Origin of the sequence: Pseudomonas sp. B707, from assembly GCF_022496685.1 — a bacterium.
Taxonomy (GTDB): Bacteria; Pseudomonadota; Gammaproteobacteria; order Pseudomonadales; family Pseudomonadaceae; genus Aquipseudomonas; species Aquipseudomonas paraglycinae.
In genome coordinates this window covers 88,129-108,974 of record NZ_WTVE01000032.1, presented here as the reverse complement: position 1 = coordinate 108,974, position 20,846 = coordinate 88,129, and the positions used below count along the sequence as shown (strand labels likewise).

The window sequence follows — 20,846 nt, the reverse complement described above, 5'->3', positions numbered from 1 at the left end:
CTCGCCTCTTGGTCGGTCAGAAGAAACTCAGTCCTACGTGGAACAGCTTCTCCACATCGCGAATATGCTTTTTATCCACAAGGAACAGGATCACATGGTCGCCCGCTGCGATCACCGTATCGTCATGAGCGATGATCACTTCTTCATCGCGGATGATCGCGCCGATGGTGGTTCCTGGCGGCAGCGCGATGTTTTCGATGGCCTTGCCGATGACCTTGCTCGACTTCGAATCGCCATGGGCCACCGCTTCGATGGCCTCTGCCGCGCCCCGACGCAATGAGTGCACGCTGACGATATCGCCGCGCCGCACGTGGGCCAGCAAGGTGCCGATAGTCGCCAGTTGCGGGCTGATGGCGATGTCGATGTCACCGCCCTGGATCAGGTCGACGTAGGCCGGGTTGTTGATGATCGTCATCACCTTCTTCGCGCCCAGGCGCTTGGCCAGCAGCGAGGACATGATGTTGGCTTCGTCATCGTTGGTCAGCGCGAGGAAGATGTCCGCGTCGGCGATGTTCTCTTCCAGCAGCAAGTCGCGATCCGACGCGCTGCCCTGCAGCACCACGGTACTGTCGAGGGTGTCGGAGAGATAGCGACAGCGCGCCGGGTTCATCTCGATGATCTTCACCTGGTAGCGGCTTTCGATGGCCTCGGCCAGGCGCTCGCCGATCTGCCCGCCGCCGGCGATGACGATGCGCTTGTAGCTTTCATCGAGCCGGCGCATTTCGCTCATCACTGCGCGAATGTTCGCACGGGCGGCGATGAAGAAGACTTCGTCGTCGGCCTCGATCACCGTGTCGCCTTGGGGAAGGATCGGTCGGTCGCGGCGGAAAATCGCAGCCACTCGGGTTTCCACATTCGGCATGTGTTCGCGCAACTGGCGCAGTTGCTGACCCACCAGTGGTCCGCCGTAGTAGGCGCGCACCGCGACGAGTTGTGCCTGGCCCTCGGCGAAATCGATCACCTGCAAGGCGCCGGGATGCTGGATCAGACGCTTGATGTAGTTGGTGACGACCTGCTCGGGACTGATCAGCACGTCGACCGGAATCGCCTCGTTCTGGAACAGTTGCTCCTCGCGGGTCAGGTACGACGCTTCGCGCACCCGGGCAATCTTGGTCGGGGTGTGGAACAGGGTGTGAGCGACCTGGCAGGCGACCATGTTGGTCTCGTCGCTGTTGGTCACCGCGACTAGCATGTCGGCGTCGTCGGCACCGGCCTGACGCAGAATGTTCGGCAACGAGCCACGGCCCTGTACTGTGCGGATGTCGAGGCGATCGCCAAGATCGCGCAGACGGTCGCCGTCAGTGTCGACCACCGTGATGTCGTTGGCCTCGCTGGCCAGATGTTCAGCCAGCGAACCGCCGACCTGTCCCGCACCGAGGATGATGATTTTCATCCAGTCACTCCATTGAATCCGTTTAGCCGCGCGCGGCAGCGATCTTGATCAGCTTGGCGTAGTAGAACCCGTCATGCCCGCCCTGCTGGGCCAGCAATTGGCGACCATGGGGCTGCTTGATCCCGGCGGCGGTGGCCAGATCCAGCTCCCGGGCACCCGGTGTGCGCTCAAGGAACGCGGCGATCACTTCGGTGTTCTCGGTCGGCAAGGTCGAGCAGGTGGCGTAGAGCAGAATGCCGCCCACTTCGAGGGTTTTCCACATCGCGTCGAGCAACTCGCCTTGCAGTTGCGCGAGGGCGGCGATGTCGTCGGCCTGACGGGTCAGCTTGATGTCCGGGTGACGGCGGATTACTCCGGTGGCCGAGCATGGCGCGTCGAGCAGGATGCGCTGGAACGGTTTGCCGTCCCACCAGGCTGCGGTGTCGCGACCGTCAGCGGCGATCAGTTCGGCGTTCAGACCGAGGCGTTCGAGGTTTTCCTTCACTCGCACCAGACGCTTGGCTTCCAGATCCACCGCCACCACGCCGGCCAGTGCCGGTTCGGCTTCGAGGATGTGGCACGTCTTGCCGCCCGGTGCACAGCAGGCGTCCAGCACTCGCTGGCCCGGCGCGAGGTCGAGCAGGTCGGCGGCCAGCTGCGCGGCCTCGTCCTGCACGCTGATCCAGCCTTCGGCGAAGCCAGGCAGGCTGCGCACGTCGGCAGCGGCCTCCAGCACGATGCCGTCGCGGCTGAAGGTGCACGGCTGCGCGGCGATACCCGCTTCAGTCAGCAGACCCAGGTACGCGTCACGGCTGTGATGACGGCGGTTGACCCGCAGGATCATCGGCGGATGCGCGTTGTTGGCCTCGCAAATTGCTTCCCATTGCTCAGGCCAGAAGGCCTTCAGGGATTTTTGTAGCCAGCGCGGGTGGGCGGTGCGCACCACCGGATCGCGCTCCAGTTCGGCGAAGATCGCCTCATGTTCGCGCTGGGCATTGCGCAGCACGGCGTTGAGCAAGCCTTTGGCCCACGGCTTTTTCAGCTTGTCGGCGCAACCGACAGTTTCGCCGATCGCGGCGTGCGGCGGGACGCGGGTGTAGAGCAGTTGATAGAGACCGACCAGCAACAAAGCCTCGACATCGGCGTCCGCTGCCTTGAACGGCTTCTGCAGCAGTTTTTCCGCCAGCGCCGACAAGCGTGGCTGCCAACGGGCGGTGCCGAACGCCAGGTCCTGGGTGAAACCGCGATCGCGGTCCTCGACCTTGTCCAGTTGCGTCGGCAGGGAGCTGTTGAGCGAAGCCTTGCCGCTGAGGACAGCAGCGAGTGCCTTGGCGGCGGCCAGACGCGGGTTCATTGCGCGTCCACCGCTGTACCCAGCACGGTGCCGGTGGCGAATTTCTCACGACGGCTGTTGAACAGATCGCTGAAGTTCAGCGCCTTGCCGCCGGGCAATTGCAGGCGGGTCAGACACAGCGCCTGTTCGCCACAGGCGACTAGCAGACCGTCCTTGCTGGCGCCGAGAATCGTGCCCGGTGCGCCTTTGCCTTCGGCCAGGGTCGCCGCCAGCACTTTCAGCGCTTCGCCGTTGAGCGTGCTGTGGGTGATCGGCCATGGATTGAAGGCGCGGACCAGACGCTCCAGCTCAACGGCCGGGCGGCTCCAGTCGATGCGCGCTTCGTCCTTGTTCAGTTTGTGCGCGTAGGTGGCGAGCTCGTCGTTCTGCACTTCGCCTTTCAGGGTGCCAGCGGCCAGACCGGAAATCGCTTGTACGACGGCTGGCGGGCCCATCTCGGCGAGGCGGTCGTGAAGGCTGCCGCCAGTGTCTTCGGCGCTGATCGGGGTCACGACTTTGAGCAGCATCGGCCCGGTATCGAGGCCGGCTTCCATGCGCATCACGGTCACGCCGCTCTCGGCATCGCCCGCTTCCACGGCGCGCTGGATCGGCGCCGCACCGCGCCAGCGTGGCAGCAGCGAGGCGTGACTGTTGATGCAGCCCAGACGCGGAATATCCAGCACCGCTTGCGGCAGGATCAGGCCGTAGGCCACCACCACCATCAAATCCGGTTTCAGCGCAGCGAGCTCGGCCTGAGCGTCAGCGTTGCGCAGGGTCGGCGGCTGCAACACCTGGATATTGTTTTCCAGGGCGAGCTGTTTGACCGGGCTCGGCATCAGTTTTTGCCCACGACCGGCCGGGCGATCCGGTTGGGTGTAGACCGCAACGATCTCGTAAGGGCTGTCCAGCAGGGCCTTGAGGTGTTCGGCGGCGAATTCCGGGGTGCCGGCAAAAACGATGCGCAGTGGCTCAGTCATGGGGGAGTCTCATAAAAAGAAAAAGGCTTGCCGCAGCAAGCCTTTGGAGAGGGGCATCAAGCGTTCTGGCGGTGCTGCTTTTCCAGTTTCTTCTTGATCCGGTCGCGTTTGAGCGTGGACAGGTAATCGACGAACAACTTGCCGTTGAGGTGGTCGCATTCGTGCTGGATGCACACCGCGAGCAGGCCTTCGGCGATCAGTTCGTAAGGCTTGCCGTCGCGGTCCAGAGCCTTGATCTTGACCTTCTGCGGGCGGTCGACGTTTTCGTAGAAACCCGGCACCGAGAGGCAGCCTTCCTGGTATTGCTCCATTTCTTCGGTCAGCGATTCGAACTCGGGGTTGATGAACACCCGCGGTTCTGTGCGGTCTTCGGAAAGGTCCATCACGACGATACGTTTGTGCACGTTGACCTGGGTCGCGGCAAGGCCGATGCCCGGCGCTTCATACATTGTTTCAAACATGTCATCGACCAGCTGACGCACTTCGTCGTCCACTACAGCCACAGGTTTGGCGATAGTGCGCAGACGCGGGTCCGGAAATTCGAGGATGTTCAAAATGGCCATAAGCTTGATTGCTGCACGTGTGAGGTAAAGTCGGGCGATGGCCTGGCGGGTCCGAAGATGCAGGCTACCGTTGTGAAACGTAGCTCCTTGATTTTCAGCATAGAGCAGGGAGCGAGCCACGGGGGCTCTGGCGTTTCACGCGAACGCACATAATAAAGGGATTCACCGCATGAGGAAATCACTACTCGCCCTGCTGTTTCTGGCCTCGGCCAGCGCCGCGCACGGGCAGGTGCAACTCAAGGAAGGTTTTCCACAGCAATACACGGTGGTTTCGGGGGATACGCTCTGGGACATCTCCGGTAAATATTTGCGCGAACCCTGGCAGTGGCCACAGCTGTGGCGGGCCAATCCGCAGATCGAAAACCCCAACCTGATCTATCCCGGCGACACGCTGACGCTCAGTTACGTCAACGGCCAGCCGCGCCTGACCGTCAATCGCGGCGAGTCACGCGGCACCATCAAGCTGTCGCCGCGCATCCGCACCAGTCCGGTGGCCGAGGCGATTCCGAGCATTCCGCTCAAATCCATCAACAGCTTTCTGCTGAGCAACCGCATCGTCGACAACGTCGAGGACTTCGACAAGGCGCCGTACATCGTCGCCGGCGATGCCGAACGGGTGCTCAGCGGCACCGGTGACCGGATCTTCGCCCGTGGCCATTTCGACCCGAACCAGCCGGTCTACGGCATCTTCCGCCAGGGCAAGGTCTACACCGATCCGCAGAGCAAGGAGTTTCTGGGGATCAACGCCGACGACATCGGCGGCGGTGAGATTGTCGCCACCGAAGGTGACGTCGCCACCCTCGCCCTGCAACGCACGACTCAGGAAGTGCGCCTGGGCGACCGCTTGTTCAGCGGCGAAGAGCGTTCGATCAACTCGACCTTCATGCCCAGCGCTCCCACCACCGACATCAACGGCCTGATCATCGATGTGCCGCGCGGCGTCACACAGATCGGCGCGATGGACGTGGTGACTCTGAACAAGGGCAAACGCGACGGCCTGGCCGAGGGCAACGTGCTTGTGGTGATGAAAACCGGGGAAACCGTGCGTGACCGAATCACTGGCCAGCCACTGAAAATTCCCGATGAACGCGCCGGATTGCTGATGGTGTTCCGCACCTACGACAAACTCAGTTACGGCCTCGTGCTGAACGCATCGCGCTCGCTCGCGGTGCTGGACAAGGTGCGAAATCCTTAGCTGGCTTCACAAGTTACCAACAGAGTTATCCACAGCTTGTTCCGAAAGGTTCGGGCCTTATAACGATCAAGGATGATCCATGATGATGCCTGTCTCTCCATCGGTTTCCCCGGCGGAACTGGAAGCGCGCCTGCGCCTGCACCGCTTGCCGGAAATCGGTCCCAAGCGTTTCACCAAACTGCTCGAAGCCTTCGGCTGCGCCTCGAAGGCAATCAGCGCTCCCGCCAGCGCCTGGCGATCTCTGGGTTTGCCAGCGGCCTGCGCCGAGGCCAGACGCTGCCCTGAAGTTCGCGACGGCGCCAGCCACGCATTGCGCTGGCTAGAGCGTCCGGATCAACATTTGTTGATGTGGGATCACCCGGATTACCCGGCCTTGTTGGGGCAGATTCCCGATCCACCGCCTCTGCTGTTTGTCGCTGGCGACCCACGGATTCTGGAAAAACCGCAACTGGCGATGGTCGGCAGTCGCCGCGCTTCCCGCCCGGGCATGGACACTGCTGCTGCATTTTCCCGCAGCCTCGCGGGGGCCGGATTCGTCATCACCAGCGGCCTGGCGCTGGGCATCGATGCGGCGGCGCATCAAGCCGCTGTCGACGTCGGCGGGCAAACCGTCGGGGTGCTCGGTACCGGTTTGGAAAACTTTTATCCACAGCGCAACCGACGGCTGGCGGACGCGATGATTGCGTCTGGCAGTGCGGTGCTTTCGGAGTTTCCTCTGGACACCGGGCCGACGGCGAGCAACTTCCCCAGGCGCAACCGGATCATCAGCGGTTTGTCCCTTGGCGTGCTGGTTGTCGAGGCCAGCGTTGCGAGCGGTTCGTTGATCACTGCGCGGCTGGCGGCAGAACAGGGTCGCGAGGTTTACGCCATTCCGGGTTCGATCCATCACCCCGGCGCCCGGGGCTGTCATCAACTGATCCGTGACGGCGCCGTACTGGTGGAAACCATAGAGCACATTCTCGAAGCGCTGCGCGGCTGGCAGCACCTGCCGGTATCCACAGCTGCAGCGAATCCGGAGAACCCGTTGTTGAGCCTGCTGCTCGCGGCGCCGCACACCAGCGAGGGGCTGGCCGACAGCAGTGGCTGGGCGCTGCCCAAAGTGCTGGCGGCGCTGACCGAACTGGAGATGGATGGCCGCGCGGTGTGCGAAAACGGCCGCTGGTTTGCGCGCGTAAGCTAGGTTTTACATTGAAGATCGGTAAACTGCGCGAAACCTGTTTGCGGAGAGTTTTTCATGGTCAACAGTTGGCGTGTGCAACAAGCCGCACGAGAGATTCGCGCCGGGGCGGTGATTGCCTATCCAACCGAAGCCGTCTGGGGGCTGGGGTGCGATCCTTGGAATGAAGAAGCGGTGGATCGCCTGCTGGCGATCAAGAACCGTTCGGTGGACAAGGGCTTGATCCTGGTCGCCGACAATATTCGTCAGTTCGATTTTCTGTTCGAGGATTTCCCCCAGGACTGGATCGACCGCATGGCCAGCACCTGGCCGGGCCCGAACACCTGGCTGGTGCCGCATCAGAACCTGTTGCCGGAGTGGGTGACCGGGGTGCATGACACCGTGGCGCTGCGGGTCAGCGATCATCCGCAGGTGCGGGATCTGTGCTCGCTGGTCGGGCCGTTGATTTCGACGTCGGCCAATCCACAGGGGCGACCGGCGGCGAAGAGTCGCTTGCGGGTCGAGCAATATTTCCGAGGTCAGGTCGATCTGGTGCTCGGCGGAGCACTTGGCGGTCGCAAGAACCCGAGCCTGATTCGGGATCTGGCCACCGGCAATATCGTGCGCCCGGCCTGATACCGCCCTTGGTTAATTTCGTGAGTACTCCTCGGCTTTTATGGCGCGGAGTACTACGCGTGCCTGCGATTTTTCCTTCATTTAGCTGAAGTTATAGCCCCGCGTTTTGTTTGAATTTTTCCTTTCTACGTCAGATGAATCTTTAAGTATTCAATTGTTGTAATTTTTCCGACGTTATTCTCAGAAGCCACACAGTGGCGATTTTTCTAAAACCATTCATTATTTCAATGCGCTCAGAAAACTTCGAAAAGTTAACGGCTGCGGAGAGGAAATGGATATCAGGGATTCGCAATTAACGGATTATCTGCAGGAGATTCAGACGACCTTTAAAAGGCGTCATGAAAACTATCGCATCGTTATTCTTGAAGCAGGATCAGACACACGAGAGTTTGAACGATTTGTTTCCCGTCATTTTCGATTGCGATTGCAACACTACATGTTGACACCCAGAGCCAGGTCACTTGAAACACGCCTGGCGATTATTTCGCGCAGTACCCACTTTCTGTTGTATCAGCACGACAGGCCCACGGCCGTATTGAGAGTGACCCCTGCGCCGTTCGAATGGGCCTCACTGGCGCAGCAGCAACTGTCTCCCGCCACGACGCTGTCGCGCCATGTCGAGTTCAGTCGCTTGATCAGTCACTCGCAAACTCAGTTCCCCATGTCGATCAACGGTCTGCTGGCCGCTGCCACGGAATGGGCGGTCACGCGGGGTTATGAGGGCGTTACCGCGCTGTGCCGATCACCGCAGCGGCGACTGTTCCAGCGCTTCGGCCTGACGCCCATCACCACCGACGCCCTTCGCATCGAACAGCGCCAACGCGGCGATTACTGGCTGCTCTCGGCTCAATGGCAGCAAATCCTCACAGCACTTCAACAGTCCGCCCACCTGCTCGCCAACCCATTGGAGACCCCCGTTGATGAATACGCCTCTCAGTTTTGAACAACAATTAAGCCTGCTCGATGAGCGAATCGAAAAATCATGGGCCGATATTCTGGAAAGTTCGCGGCTGGTGAATGCCATTCGCGAAGGTAGCGTTTCAAAAGCCTTGTATGCGATCTACATGATCCAGACTTTTCACTACACGGCGCACAATGCGCGAAATCAAGGACTGGTGGGTGTTAGACATGCGGATAATCCGGTGTATGCCAAGTTCTGCTTTGAACATGCGGCACAGGAAGTCGGTCATGAAAAAATGGCTCTGCATGATCTCATGAGTCTAGGTTTGAAGAATGAAATTTTCGATATTCCGCCAGCACTTCCGGCCACCGATGTGCTGATCGCTTATTTATATTGGATTTCCTTTACCGGTAACCCGTTACAACGGCTTGGTTATAGTTATTGGGCAGAAAATGCCTATCAGTTCATCACTCCGCTCATTAATAGCCTGAGTGAAACGCTGGCGCTCAAACCCGCGCAACTGACTTTCTTCATTGCGCATTCCGACATTGATATCGAGCACTTCAATGAAATCAAACTCATGCTGCAGCGCACCTGCAAGCGTCAGGAAGACTGGGATGCGATTAGCACTGTCATGGAAACCAGTCTGCGTCTGACCGGCAACATGCTCGAGGCGGTTTATGAGCAGTTCGAGGCCTGGCAAAACGGGCTGGCGCCCCGTTATGACTTCCTCCATGCGCTGGACAACCAATGACAGCCTCACACCCATGTTCAGATCAGAAGGCTGGGGGCAGACATGGCTGATTATTTCGACCGGCTCAACTACACGCTCGGCGATGAGGACACCGCGCTTGAGTACGCGATCCTGCCCAGACATGCCGGGCACGTGCTGGGTATCGCCGGATGCGGCGGCCGGCTCTTGCCGTTATTGGCCGCCGCCCCGGCACGCATGACCTGTACCGATATCAGCGCGCCGCAACTGGCGTTTACCCGATTGCGTTTTGCCCTGCTGGAACAGACTGATCACGAGTCGTTCATGGCGTTCATGGGCTATCGAATGGAAAGTATGAGGGCGCGACGCCGCTCCATCTTCCAGCAACTGGTTTTACCGCCGGCGGATCGTCGCTGGCTGTCCGTGTTTTTTCAGTCCCGACGTTGGGAAGCGCCGATCTACATGGGCGCATTCGAGCAGACCCTGAAGCGCTTGGCGAAGATCACCGGACTGTTCATCGGCAAGGCCGGCCGGGGCATTTTTCAGTTCAGCCAGCTCGAGGAGCAAACGGAGTATTACCGAAACCGCTTTCCCCTCAAGCGCTGGAAAGCCGTGATCGCTTTGCTGGGAAACGCAGCAGTCCTCAATTCGCTGCTGTACAAGGGCGCGTTTCCACCCAACAACCTGGGGATCAGTTCCCGCGCGGCGTATCTGGAAATTTTCCATACGTTGTTCACCACTCAGGTGGTCCGCGAGAGCTTTTTCCTGCAAATGCTGTTCTTCGGTGAGCTGCGTTATCCACAAGGCTTTCCGCTGGAGTGCGATCCGCAGATTTTCCAGCGGGCCCGCGAGGGGCTTCAGCAGTGCGAGTTACGCGTGGTGCAGACCGACATCCTTGACTGTGTTGCCGGGGAAACAGCCATCGATTTCGTATCGCTGTCGGACGTGCCTTCCTTTATGCCCGAAGCGGCCGGCAAGAACGTTTTGCAGCGCCTGGCACCGGCCCTGTCGGAAAATGCACAGGTGGTCATGCGCGGGCATTTGCATGTGGTGCGACCCGATTGGGCAGGTTTCTGCGATATCACCCAGCAGTACCAGGCAGACATTGCGCGAGAAAAAACCCAGCTCTGGCATGTCCAGATCTATCGCCGCACACCCTCTTTGCAGGTATCCCGATGAACACTTTTCAACCGACCGTCAATTGGGTCAAAAACCGTGTCCGGCAAGCGCGTGACGATCAGCAACAGCTATTCGATGCCGGGCTCAATGGTCTGAAACTGGCTAAACGTGAAGGCAAAGAGATCGAGCTCGACAGCGGTGAACGGCTGACCGAGTTTCTCTCGTGTTCTTATCTGGGGCTGGAGTGTGATCCTCGCTTGATTCAGGAGGCGATGCACTCCGTCGAGTCCTTCGGCGTGCAGTTCGCCGCCGCACGAACCCGGGCGCTGTTGCCACCCATGCGTGAGCTGGATGAACTGCTGAACCGGATATTTCAGGGGCATTCGGTCACCTTCAACTCGGTGGGCAGTGCGCACCTTGGCTGTCTGCCGCTGCTCGGCTCCGGCGAGATGCCCTCATATTCCATGCGTCGTGGCCCCTGCTGGATTGTCGACCGTTCCGCTCATGCTTCGATGCAAGTGCTGCAAGGCATTCTCTGGCAATTCGGGCCGATACAGCGCCGCGATTGCAGCGATGTAGAGCAGGTGGAGGAAGCGTGCTCAACGGCGGTCGCGGCGGGTAATACGCCCATTATCCTGACCGACAGCATTGGCTCGATGCGCGGTGTTTACCCGATCAACCGGCTGCTGCAACTGGCGGAGCGTTTCGACGGTTATCTCTATGCGGATGACGCCCACGGCACCTCGATCCATGGCGTGGCTGGAGGTGGTTACGCACTGGACGCGGCGGATGAACGACAACGCGGCCGGCTGATCCTGGTGTCGTCGCTGTCGAAGGCGTTCGGTGCAACCGGTGGGGCAATCACTGTGCGCACCGAAGCGGATGCCGAAATGATCCGGCGTCATGCGTCGACCTACACGTTTGGCGGACCATTGTCAGTTGGCGGGGTGGGCGCGGCAGTTGCTTCGGGGAAAATTCATTTGTCGCCGGAATTGGGTCAGTTGCAGGTGGCGCTGTGGAGAAATATCGCCACGATCGACCGTTTGCTGGGGCCAGTGCTGGGTAATCATCACGTCGCATCCCCCATTCGTTTCGTCCGCGTCGGTGCCGAGAAAGATGCGATCAGCCTGGCGCAGCATTTGCGCCGGCAGGGTATGGCGGTCACCACCGCGCTGTTTCCGGTGGTGGCCAAGGGCGAGGCGATTCTGCGTCTGGCCATCAGCGCGAGTCACAGTCAGCGCCAGCTGGAATGTCTGGCGAACGCCGTCCGTAGCGGATTCGATGAGCTGGGTATTCGTCAGGGAGGGCGCGGCCATGAGCAATGAACTCGTCACGGATGTATCGGCCGAGGCTCTGACACACAAATTGGCTTACGCACGCTCACTGCCATGGTTTCGTGCGCTGTATCCGAGAATCCTGGAAGTACAGGGATTGGCCGATCTGCATCGACTGCCGGTTCTGGCGGTGGAAGACGAGTCCGGCGGCGGGCTGTTTTCCGCGCTCGGTGAAGCTTCATATCGAGCACTGGGTGGCGGGCTGATCCTGACCTCGGGAGGCAGCACCGGCAATCGCAAACAGATCACCCATTCCTGGGCGTTCAACGCTGCAATCGTACCCTTGGGGGCACGGATGTTCGGCGAGACGGACGAACGCCCTGAGGTGGTCATCAACTGCCTGACGGCCGGGGAAATGCAGGGCGCCTTTCAATACGCGTCGGCCATCGTCCAGCACATTGGCGCACGCCTGCTGCCTGCCGGTTCACAGATGGGCGTGCAGCGCGTTGCCGAGCTGATTCAGGCACACAAGGTGGATACGTTGATATGCACACCCTCCTTCGCCGCCGCGTTGTTCAATCATGAAACAGTCGGCGCTGTGCAATTGTGCAGCCTGAAGTGGCTTTACTACATTGGAGAATCCTGCAGTAAAACGCTGCAGGACCAGTTGGCCCGGGATTGGCCGACGTTGAAGATCCGCTCGCTGGGTTACAGCTCGACTGAGACCGGTCCCATCGGTTTTCAGTGTGCCCATCTGGACCACGGTTCTTATCATCTGCATGCCGATGCCATGTTGCTCGAAGTGGTTGATCCGCTGACCCTGCAAGCTGTGGCTGAAGAAGAAACCGGTGAGTTTTTACTGACGCCGCTGCTGCCCGATCATGTGCCGTTGCTGCGCTACCGGATCGGGGATCGTGGGCGAATCCTGCGCACAGTGACGAAGTGTGCCTGTGGCAGTCCCATGCCGGTGCTGGCGCTTGAGGGGCGGGTCGAGACATCGATCAAACTGGGTGGCGCGCTCATCACCCAGTCACAGGTATTGCACGTACTCCGGCAGCTTTTGCCGCAGTTGCAGGCCACCGATGTCCAGGTGCAGATTGATCGACGGCCCGAGGGGGCACGCATGCGTCTGGTCCTCGCCGAAGACTCACTGACAGCCGACACACGAAGCGTCATTGAAGATGCGTTGCAGGTTGAAGGACAAGCCAGCGCACTGCTCAGGTTGCCCGGTGTGCTGGGGCTGGAGGTGAAGCGTCTTGCTCGTCAGGAGTTCGAAACCACCCTGGCCGGCAAGACGCCGTTTTTTGTGACGTCTGAACAGACCCCGGCACCGTCATGAAGATGGGACGAGGTCATCGGTGGTCAGGGCAGCAGGACAGTCGAGCCCGTGGTGCGCCGCGCCGACAGTTCGGTCTGGGCTTTGGCCGCGTCAGCCAGCGGATAACGCTGGCTGATATCCACTTTCAGCTTGCCGCTGGTGATCATCCCGAACAGCTCGTCGGCCATGCGCTGCAGGTTTTCGGCGTTGTTGGCGTAGGTCGCCAGAGTTGGCCGGGTGACGTACAGCGAGCCTTTCGCCGCCAGAATCCCCAGATTCACGCCGTCAACCGCGCCCGACGCATTGCCGAAGCTCACCAGCAGGCCACGGGGCGCCACGCTGTCCAGCGAAGCCGGCCAGGTGTCCTTGCCGACGCCGTCGTAGACCACCGGGACTTTTTTCCCGTCGGTCAATTCCAACACGCGCTGGGCGACGTTTTCGTGGCTGTAGTCGATGGTTTCCCAGGCGCCATGGGCCTTGGCGAGATCGGCTTTGGCTTTCGAGCTGACGGTGCCGATCAGCTTCACGCCCAGGGCTCTGGCCCATTGGCAGGCGAGTAAACCGACGCCCCCGGCCGCTGCGTGGAACAGAATGGTTTCACCACCCTTGAGTTCGTAGGTCTGGCGCAGCAGGTACTGCACGGTCAGGCCCTTGAGCATCACGCCGGCGGCGGTTTCGAAGCTGATGGCGTCCGGCAGGTGCACCAGATTCGCTTCCGGCAAGACGTGGACGTCGCTGTACGCGCCCAACGGGCCGCTGCCGTACGCCACACGGTCACCGACCTTGAACCGGGTGACCTCGCTGCCCACGGCCTCGACGATACCGGCGCCTTCCGCACCCACACCCGACGGCAAGGTCGGTGGCGAGTAAAGACCGCTGCGGTAGTAGGTGTCGATGAAGTTCAGGCCGATGGCCTTGTTGCTCACGCGAACCTGCTGCGGACCGGGTTCGGCGGGTTGATAGTCAACGTACTCGAGCACTTCGGGGCCGCCGTGGGCGCGGAACTGGATTCGCTTGGCCATCTGCCTACTCCTTGGGTCATTTGGGAAGGTCCCTATCGAACGCTCATGCTTGATCTTCGTCAACTGCGGCGTGCCGGTTTGCGATGGTATGCTACGCGCCCATTTGCGCGGGGCGCCGCGCAGTTCCGCCCGATCCAAGGTGAAGCCATGACGACCCGCACCGATGCCGTAAAGGCCTATCTGCTCGACCTGCAAGACCGCATCTGCGCCGCGCTGGAAATTGAAGACGGCGGCACGCGCTTCGTCGAAGACGCCTGGACCCGTCCGGCCGGCGGTGGCGGTCGGACCCGGGTGATCGAGAACGGCACGGTGATCGAAAAGGGCGGCGTCAACTTTTCCCACGTCTTCGGCAGTGGCCTGCCACCGTCTGCCAGCGCCCATCGGCCGGAACTGGCCGGGCGTGGTTTCGAAGCCCTTGGCGTGTCGCTGGTGATCCATCCGCACAACCCGCATGTGCCGACGTCCCACGCCAACGTACGTTTTTTCATCGCCGAGAAGGAAGGTGAAGAACCGGTCTGGTGGTTCGGCGGTGGCTTCGACCTGACCCCGTACTACGGCAACGAAGAAGACTGCATCCACTGGCACCGCGTCGCCGAACAGGCCTGCGCGCCGTTCGGCCCGGACGTCTACCCGCGCTACAAGGCCTGGTGCGACACCTACTTCCACATCAAGCATCGCCACGAGCCGCGCGGCATCGGTGGCCTGTTCTTCGATGACCTGAACGAGTGGGACTTCGACACCAGTTTCGCCTTCATGCGCGCCATCGGCGATGCGTACATCGACGCTTATCTGCCGATCGTGCAGCGACGCAAGAACGATGCGTTCACCGCCAAGCAGCGCGAGTTCCAGGAATTCCGTCGCGGCCGTTATGTCGAGTTCAACCTGGTTTACGACCGTGGCACCCTGTTCGGCCTGCAATCGGGCGGGCGCACCGAGTCGATCCTGATGTCGCTGCCGCCGCAAGTGCGCTGGGCCTACGACTGGAAAGCCGAGCCGGGCAGCGAAGAAGCGCGCCTGACCGAGTACTTCCTGCAAGATCGCGACTGGCTGGCCCAGGCCTGAGGATTTCCGATGGATCGTTACGTCGTTTTCGGTAACCCGATCGGCCACAGCAAGTCGCCGATGATTCACAAACTGTTCGCCGAACAAACCGGGCAAAGCCTCGACTACAGCACCCTGCTGGCGCCGCTCGACGATTTTTCCGGCTGCGCAACGGCGTTTTTCCAGGAAGGTCGCGGCGCCAACGTGACCGTACCGTTCAAGGAAGATGCTTATCGCCTGGCCAACAGCCTGACCGCCCGCGCCGAACGCGCGGGTGCGGTGAACACCCTGAGCAAACTGGCCGACGGCAGCCTGCTCGGCGATAACACCGACGGCGCCGGTCTGGTGCGGGATCTGACGGTCAACGCCGGGTTCAGCCTCACCGGCAAACGCATTCTGCTGCTCGGCGCCGGTGGCGCAGTGCGCGGTGCGCTGGAGCCGTTGCTGGCGGAGAAACCGGCCTCGGTGATCATCGCCAACCGCACGGTGGACAAGGCCGAGCTGCTGGCCGAACTGTTCTGTGATTTGGGACCGGTGTCGGCCAGTGGTTACGACTGGTTGCGCGAGCCGGTGGACGTGATCATCAACGCCACCTCCGCCAGCCTCACCGGCGACGTGCCGCCGATTGCCCCAAGCCTGATCGAGCCCGGCAAGACGCTGTGCTACGACATGATGTACGGCAAGGAACCGACCGCGTTCTGCCGCTGGGCCAGCGAGCATGGCGCAGGCGTGGTGATGGACGGCTTGGGCATGCTGGCCGAACAGGCTGCCGAAGCGTTCTTCCTGTGGCGCGGTGTGCGTCCGGACACTGCGCCGGTTCTGGCGGAATTGCGTCGGCAGTTGGCGCTGTAAGGCGCCCTCAGTCCTCGAACCGGATCGGGCATTTCTCCGGCCCTTCGAGTTTGCGCAACTCCTCCACCACCTGCGGTCGCGCCTGACGCAAGGTCAGGCTGCGATCCTGGCGCAGAAGCCGCCGGGCTTCCTGATGGAGCATTTCCACGCCTGAATAGTCGATGAAGTTGATCTGCTGCGCCTCGATCACCACCCGCGCGCCATGCATCCGTTGCAGGCGTACTTGCAGGTAGTGGCTCGCGCCGAAAAAGATTGACCCGCCGACCCGCAACACATCGTCTTCACCATCGCGCCAATGCTGTACCCTCGGCTGCGAAGTGCGCTTGAGGTAGAAAAACAACGAGGCCAGCACGCCGGCATAGATCGCCGTCTGCAATTCCAGCAGCAACGTGGCGACGCAGGTCAGGCTCATCACCACAAATTCCGCCCGGCTGACCCGCAGCAACGCGCGAATGCCGCGATGATCCACCAGTCCCCAGGCGATCAGCAGAATGCTGCCGGCCATGGCCGGAATCGGAATGTGCGCGATCAGCCCGGCACCGAAGATCGCGAACAACGCCACCCACAACGCCGAAAACACCCCGGCCAGCGGCGAGCAGGCCCCGGCCTCATAACTCAGCCCGGAACGGGTGAACGAGCCGGCGGACAACGATCCCGAAAAGAACGCCCCGACAATGTTCGAAAGACCCTGGGCGCGGACTTCCTGGTTGGCGTCGAGCAGCTGTTGCGAGCGTGCGGAAATTGAACGGGCAATCGACAGGCTGGTGACCAGCCCGAGCATGCCCACCGCCACGGCGCTGGGCAGCAGGCGCAGGATCAGGTCCATATCCAGCGGCAATCCACTGAACGGCGGCAAGCGCCCGACAAACGCGCTGACCAGTTGAACATGGCCGAACATCGCCGGCCACAGCCACACCACCAGACTGCCGAGGACCAAGGTCATCAACAGCGTCGGCCAGCGCGGCAGCCATTGTTTGAGCAACGCACCGACCACCACCGTCGCCACACCAAGAACCAGCGACGGTTGATCCACCGCCCCGAGATGGCGCAGCAGATCCATCAGGCTGGCCAGCGCCGTGGCCTTGGCCGGCAGATCCAGCCCCAGCAGGTTCGGCAATTGACCGATGGCAATCACCACCGCAGCGCCTAGGGTGAAACCCAGCACTACGGAATGGGAGACGAAATTCACCAGCGCGCCGAAGCGCAACAGGCCGAGCAGCCACTGGAAAATCCCGGCAAGGAAGGTCAGCAGCAGGATCAGGGTGATGTAGTCCTGTGACGCAGGCACGGCCAACGGACTGACACTGGCGAACAGCACAATCGAAATCGCTGCCGTCGGCCCGCAGATCAGATGCCACGACGAGCCCCACAGGCAGGCGATCAACACCGGGACGATGGCGGCATAGAGCCCGTATTCCGGTGGGAGACCGGCGATCAAGGCGTAGGCAATCGACTGGGGCAACGCGAGAATCGCCCCGCTGAGGCCGACGACCAGGTCCCGCCCGACACTGGCGCGAGTCTGCCGAGGCAGCCAGGTCAGGAAGGGGAAAAGTGAGCGACGGCTGGGGAGGGCCATGGATCCTCTCGGTTTTTGGGAATGGTGCAAGGGTAACAGGGTGGTTTCGGATGTCGTTGTGTGTCAGTTGAATCCTTCCCCCTCACCCTAGCCCTCTCCCGGAGGGAGAGGGGACTGACCGAGGAGGATGGTCCATCTACGCTGACCTGAAAAATCAGAGTCGTGCTCTGGATTTGAAAAGCTTGAAGATCGGCTCCCTTTCCTCCCTCGCCCCCTTGGGGGAGAGGGCTGGGGTGAGGGGGAAAAGATCTTGAGCGAACACCAATCGTCAGCACACCGCAATCAAAGCTTGGCTTTTACGGCCGGCAAAGCATCCTTCCCATCCACCGTCTTCACCCCATCAAGCCACTTGTCCAACACCGCCGGATTCGCCTTGATCCACGCCTTCACCGCCTCCGCATTGCTGACCTTCTTGTTCACCACCTCGGCCATGATGCTGTTCTCCATCTCCTGAGTGAACGAAAGATTGGTCAGCAATTTACCCACATTCGGACAGGCCTCGGCGTAGCCCTTGCGGGTCAGGGTGTAGACGCTGCCCGTGTCGCCAAAGTACTTCTCGCCACCCTTGAGGTAATGCATTTTCAGCTGCACGTTCATCGGGTGCGGAGTCCAGCCGAGGAAGGTGACGAACTTCTGCTTCTTCACCGCCCGCGAGACTTCGGCCAGCATCGCCTGTTCGCTGGACTCGATCAGCTTCCACTGGCCCAGGTCGAAGTCGTTCTTCTTGATGATCTCCTGCAGCGAGATATTCGCCGGCGCACCGGAGCCAATGCCGTAGATCTTCTTCTCGAATTTATCGGCGTACTTATTCAGGTCGGCAAAGTTATGCACACCCGCATCCCACACGTAATCCGGCACGGCCAGGGTGAATTCGGTGCCGTCGAGATTCTTCGCCAGTTGGGTGACGTCACCGGTGGCCACGAACTTGTCGTAGAAGCCCTGCTGCGCCGGCATCCAGTTGCCGAGGAACACGTCAACCTGGCCATCCTTCAAGCCGCCAAAGGTGATCGGCACCGCGAGGGTGTCGACCTTGGCCTTGTAGCCCATGCCATCCAGCAGAAACCCGGTGATGGCGTTGGTCGCGGCGATGTCGCTCCAGCCGGGGTCGGCCATTTTCACCGTGTCGCAGCTCTCGGCGAACGCGGATGCGCTGCCCAGTGCCAGCAGACTGACCGTCACGACTGTGGATAACTTGACCATGGACTTCCCCTTAACGTTATTGGTTTTGGCAGGGTTGTGGATAACGGGCCTTGCGCTCCAGGTCATCGAGGTCGATGTGGTTGCGCATGTATTGCTGACTGGCGTCCACCAGCGGCTGGTGATCCCAGCTCTTCAGTTTGCCGATCGTCAGCGCCTCGGCGACGAAACGCCGGCGGCGCTGGCTTTCGAGGACGTCGCGGTGGATGGCCGGGATGTCCCACTTGGCCCGCGCTTCGGCGAGAAAATCGTCGAACAGTTGGCAATGTTGTGGCGATTGGCTGAGTTCTTCCTGCTCGCGTGGATCGTTATCCACGTCGAAGAGTAGGCAAGGGTCGGTTTCGCTGTAGATAAATTTGTAGGCGCCACGCCGGATCATCATCAGCGGGCTGACAGTGCCTTCGGCCATGTATTCGCCGAACACTTCGTCGTGACCGCCCTGCCCGTTCAGGTGCGGAACCAACGAGCGGCCGTCCAGCGGCAGGTTCGGCTCCAGGCTGCCGCCGGCCAGTTCGACGAAGGTCGGCAACAGGTCGGCGGTGGAGACGGCAGCGCTGACACGGCCCGATTTGAACTGACCAGGTGCACTTATCAACAGGGGCACCCGCGCGGCCATTTCATACCAGTGCATTTTGTACCAGAGGCCCTTCTCTCCCAGCATGTCGCCATGGTCACCGGAGAACACGATGACTGTGTCGTCCATCAGTCCACAATCTTCGAGGGTTTGCAGGAGTTTGCCGACGTTGGCGTCGATATAGCTGCAAGCACCGAAGTAGGCACGGCGCGCGTCGCGAATTTTATCCACAGGCAGTGGCTTGTCCCACAGGTCGTAGACCTTGAGCAAACGCTGGGAGTGCGGATCGAGTGAATGCTGATCCGGCGTCGTCGGAAGCGGGATATCCGCATCGTCGTACAAATCCCAGAACGCCTTGGGAATCGTGTACGGATCGTGAGGGTGAGTCATCGACACGGTCAGGCAGAACGGCTGGTTGCCGTCCTCGCGAATATGGTCGAACAGGTATTGCTGAGCCTTGAACACCACCTCTTCATCGAAATCGAGTTGGTTGGTGCGCACGCACGGTCCGGCCTGCAACACCGAAGACATGTTGTGATACCAGCTCGGCCGCACGTCGGGCTCGTCCCAATTCACCGCCCAGCCGTAGTCGGCTGGATAGATGTCGCTGGTCAGGCGCTCTTCGTAACCGTGCAGTTGATCGGGGCCGCAGAAATGCATCTTGCCCGACAGCGCGGTGCGATAACCGAGGCGGCGCAGGTAATGCGCGTAAGTGGGAATGTCGGCGGGGAAATCGGCGGCGTTGTCGTAGGCGCCGATCTTGCTCGGCAACTGGCCGCTGACCAGGGTGAAGCGCGAAGGCGCGCACAGCGGGCTGTTGCAGTAGGCGGCATCGAACACCACGCCTTGTTCGGCGAGGCGGCTGAGATTCGGCAGTTTGATCGGCGATGGGCCGTAGAACGGCAACATTGGCGCGGCCATTTGATCGGCCATGATGAAAAGAATGTTCTTGCGCTTCATGTGATCGCGGCATTCCATAGTGAATATTTATGCGACATTGCTGCGATCGAGCATGGATTCCCCGCAATATCCGGTAAAGCCCGCGCCGGACAATGACTAGGATAAGCACAGCTTATGTATGAAGCCCTCGGTGTTTTGTCGCTGGACCTGTTGCGCGCCTTCGAGGCGGCGGCCCGTCATCGCAGTTTTACCGCTGCGGCGGTTGAGCTCGGCACGACGCAACCGGCGATCAGTCAGCAGATCAAACGGCTGGAGGAACAGCTCGGAACGCGACTGTTCGATCGCATCTACCGGGGCATCGAACTGACCGAGGTCGGCTCGATCCTGTTCGAGCAGGTTACCCTCGGTTTGCAGAATATCGACGCAGGATTGAGCGCGATCAGCACGCAACAGCAACATGAAGTGCTGCAGGTCGCCACCGATTTCGCTTTCGCCGCGTATTGGCTGATGCCGCGCCTGCACCGCTTTCATGAAGCTTATCCACAGGTGGACGTGAGCCTGGTCACCAGCGAACGCAATCACAACATGCTGCGTCCGGATATCGACGTTGCCGTTCTGTTCGGCGACGGTCGCTTCAAACAGGGCGAAAGTCACTGGTTGTTCAGCGAAGAAGTGTTTCCGGTGTGCAGCCCGCAACTGCTCAAGGATCGCCCCCTGCCCTTGCCGGCCCAGGCATTGATGGAGTTTCCGCTGCTGCACCTGCGCGGGGAAAACAGCAGTAACTGGTTCGATTGGAGCGGTCTCTTCCGCGCACTGAACATCAGCACGCCGCCAGCCCCGGGCCAGCTGCGCTTCGACAATTACACCTTGTTGATTCAAGCCGCGATTGGCGGTCAGGGTGTGGCGATCGGCTGGCGGCACCTTGTGGATAACTTGCTTACCCAGGGTCTGCTGTGCCGGCCGATCGCCGAAACCACCCTGTCGCGCCTCGGTTATTACGTGGTGCTGCCGCAGCGCAAACGCCGGGGCGCGTTGATCCAGACGTTCGTGGATTGGCTGATGGCTGAACAGGCGAGCAGCGCCGAATCCCTGGCCGGGCTGGCGCTGCCGTCGATTGCGGTGTAACGG

19 protein-coding genes are annotated in these 20,846 nt (G+C 60.9%); 11 read left to right on the top strand and 8 right to left on the bottom strand.

What is annotated here, in order from left to right:
* Positions 1–16 precede the first annotated feature (16 nt).
* Genes trkA through def form a run of 4 tightly spaced genes read right to left on the bottom strand, consistent with a single transcriptional unit; the run spans position 17 to position 4,245 of the window.
* On the bottom strand, positions 17–1,393 hold the full coding sequence (gene trkA / locus GQX66_RS21645; protein ID WP_085606334.1) for a Trk system potassium transporter TrkA: 1,377 nt from the start codon (positions 1,391–1,393) through the stop codon (positions 17–19).
* 22 nt (positions 1,394–1,415) lie between these two features.
* Positions 1,416–2,726, bottom strand: a complete 1,311-nt coding sequence (rsmB, locus tag GQX66_RS21640) for a 16S rRNA (cytosine(967)-C(5))-methyltransferase RsmB (RefSeq protein WP_134021487.1) — start codon at positions 2,724–2,726, stop codon at positions 1,416–1,418.
* Positions 2,723–3,682 carry a methionyl-tRNA formyltransferase gene (gene fmt / locus GQX66_RS21635; RefSeq protein WP_102687902.1) on the bottom strand — a complete coding sequence of 320 codons (960 nt, stop codon included), beginning with the start codon at positions 3,680–3,682 and terminating at the stop codon, positions 2,723–2,725. Before fmt ends, rsmB begins: the two co-directional genes overlap by 4 nt.
* A 56-nt stretch (positions 3,683–3,738) precedes the next feature.
* Positions 3,739–4,245 carry a peptide deformylase gene (gene def, locus GQX66_RS21630; RefSeq protein WP_064116564.1) on the bottom strand — a complete coding sequence of 169 codons (507 nt, stop codon included), beginning with the start codon at positions 4,243–4,245 and terminating at the stop codon, positions 3,739–3,741.
* A 169-nt stretch (positions 4,246–4,414) separates the two neighbouring features.
* On the opposite strand from def, the gene GQX66_RS21625 reads away from it, so the two are divergent.
* The 8 genes from GQX66_RS21625 to GQX66_RS21590 all read left to right on the top strand — a co-directional run bounded on the left by GQX66_RS21625 (position 4,415) and on the right by GQX66_RS21590 (position 12,577).
* Positions 4,415–5,440, top strand: coding sequence for a LysM domain-containing protein (locus tag GQX66_RS21625; RefSeq protein WP_240871285.1), 1,026 nt, complete (start codon positions 4,415–4,417; stop codon positions 5,438–5,440).
* Between the two features lie 79 nt (positions 5,441–5,519).
* Positions 5,520–6,620 (top strand): DNA-processing protein DprA, encoded by a 1,101-nt coding sequence (dprA, locus tag GQX66_RS21620; RefSeq protein WP_129972474.1) that lies wholly within the window; start codon positions 5,520–5,522, stop codon positions 6,618–6,620.
* Between the two features lie 54 nt (positions 6,621–6,674).
* Positions 6,675–7,232: an L-threonylcarbamoyladenylate synthase gene (locus GQX66_RS21615; protein WP_007954101.1), complete on the top strand. Its 558-nt coding sequence runs from the start codon at positions 6,675–6,677 to the stop codon at positions 7,230–7,232.
* A 271-nt stretch (positions 7,233–7,503) separates the two neighbouring features.
* Complete coding sequence (locus GQX66_RS21610; RefSeq protein WP_240871283.1) at positions 7,504–8,175, top strand: hypothetical protein; 672 nt, start codon at positions 7,504–7,506, stop codon at positions 8,173–8,175.
* On the top strand, positions 8,153–8,887 hold the full coding sequence (locus tag GQX66_RS21605) for an iron-containing redox enzyme family protein (protein WP_240871276.1): 735 nt from the start codon (positions 8,153–8,155) through the stop codon (positions 8,885–8,887). The genes GQX66_RS21610 and GQX66_RS21605 overlap by 23 nt, the downstream gene beginning before the upstream one ends.
* 42 nt (positions 8,888–8,929) lie before the next feature.
* Positions 8,930–10,024 (top strand): DUF3419 family protein, encoded by a 1,095-nt coding sequence (locus tag GQX66_RS21600; protein WP_134021502.1) that lies wholly within the window; start codon positions 8,930–8,932, stop codon positions 10,022–10,024.
* The gene (locus GQX66_RS21595) at positions 10,021–11,289 is read left to right on the top strand and encodes an aminotransferase class I/II-fold pyridoxal phosphate-dependent enzyme (RefSeq protein ID WP_102687899.1); all 1,269 of its coding nucleotides are present in this window, start codon (positions 10,021–10,023) and stop codon (positions 11,287–11,289) included. Before GQX66_RS21600 ends, GQX66_RS21595 begins: the two co-directional genes overlap by 4 nt.
* Positions 11,279–12,577, top strand: a complete 1,299-nt coding sequence (locus GQX66_RS21590; RefSeq protein ID WP_240871265.1) for an AMP-binding protein — start codon at positions 11,279–11,281, stop codon at positions 12,575–12,577. Before GQX66_RS21595 ends, GQX66_RS21590 begins: the two co-directional genes overlap by 11 nt.
* Positions 12,578–12,600: 23 nt before the next feature.
* On the opposite strand, the gene GQX66_RS21585 is transcribed toward GQX66_RS21590, so the two are convergent.
* Positions 12,601–13,578 (bottom strand): NADPH:quinone reductase, encoded by a 978-nt coding sequence (locus tag GQX66_RS21585; protein ID WP_085748023.1) that lies wholly within the window; start codon positions 13,576–13,578, stop codon positions 12,601–12,603.
* Between the two features lie 147 nt (positions 13,579–13,725).
* Between GQX66_RS21585 and hemF the strand changes: the two genes are divergently transcribed.
* Together hemF and aroE are read left to right on the top strand one after the other, a co-directional pair.
* A complete protein-coding gene (gene hemF / locus GQX66_RS21580) occupies positions 13,726–14,640 on the top strand; it encodes an oxygen-dependent coproporphyrinogen oxidase (RefSeq protein ID WP_102687947.1) in 915 nt (304 codons plus the stop codon).
* 9 nt (positions 14,641–14,649) lie between these two features.
* Positions 14,650–15,471 carry a shikimate dehydrogenase gene (aroE, locus tag GQX66_RS21575; protein ID WP_064379616.1) on the top strand — a complete coding sequence of 274 codons (822 nt, stop codon included), beginning with the start codon at positions 14,650–14,652 and terminating at the stop codon, positions 15,469–15,471.
* Positions 15,472–15,478: 7 nt separating this feature from the next.
* Here aroE and GQX66_RS21570 read toward each other — a convergent pair whose 3' ends face one another.
* The 3 genes from GQX66_RS21570 to betC all read right to left on the bottom strand — a co-directional run bounded on the left by GQX66_RS21570 (position 15,479) and on the right by betC (position 19,778).
* Entirely contained in the window at positions 15,479–17,047 is a 1,569-nt protein-coding gene (locus GQX66_RS21570; RefSeq protein ID WP_102687896.1) for a SulP family inorganic anion transporter, read from the bottom strand.
* A 282-nt stretch (positions 17,048–17,329) separates the two neighbouring features.
* Entirely contained in the window at positions 17,330–18,247 is a 918-nt protein-coding gene (gene choX / locus GQX66_RS21565) for a choline ABC transporter substrate-binding protein (RefSeq protein ID WP_240871263.1), read from the bottom strand.
* A 16-nt stretch (positions 18,248–18,263) separates the two neighbouring features.
* Positions 18,264–19,778, bottom strand: coding sequence for a choline-sulfatase (gene betC, locus GQX66_RS21560; RefSeq protein WP_240871261.1), 1,515 nt, complete (start codon positions 19,776–19,778; stop codon positions 18,264–18,266).
* A 114-nt stretch (positions 19,779–19,892) separates the two neighbouring features.
* On the opposite strand from betC, the gene GQX66_RS21555 reads away from it, so the two are divergent.
* Positions 19,893–20,843 (top strand): LysR family transcriptional regulator, encoded by a 951-nt coding sequence (locus tag GQX66_RS21555; protein ID WP_102688224.1) that lies wholly within the window; start codon positions 19,893–19,895, stop codon positions 20,841–20,843.
* The last annotated feature ends 3 nt before the right edge of the window (positions 20,844–20,846 follow it).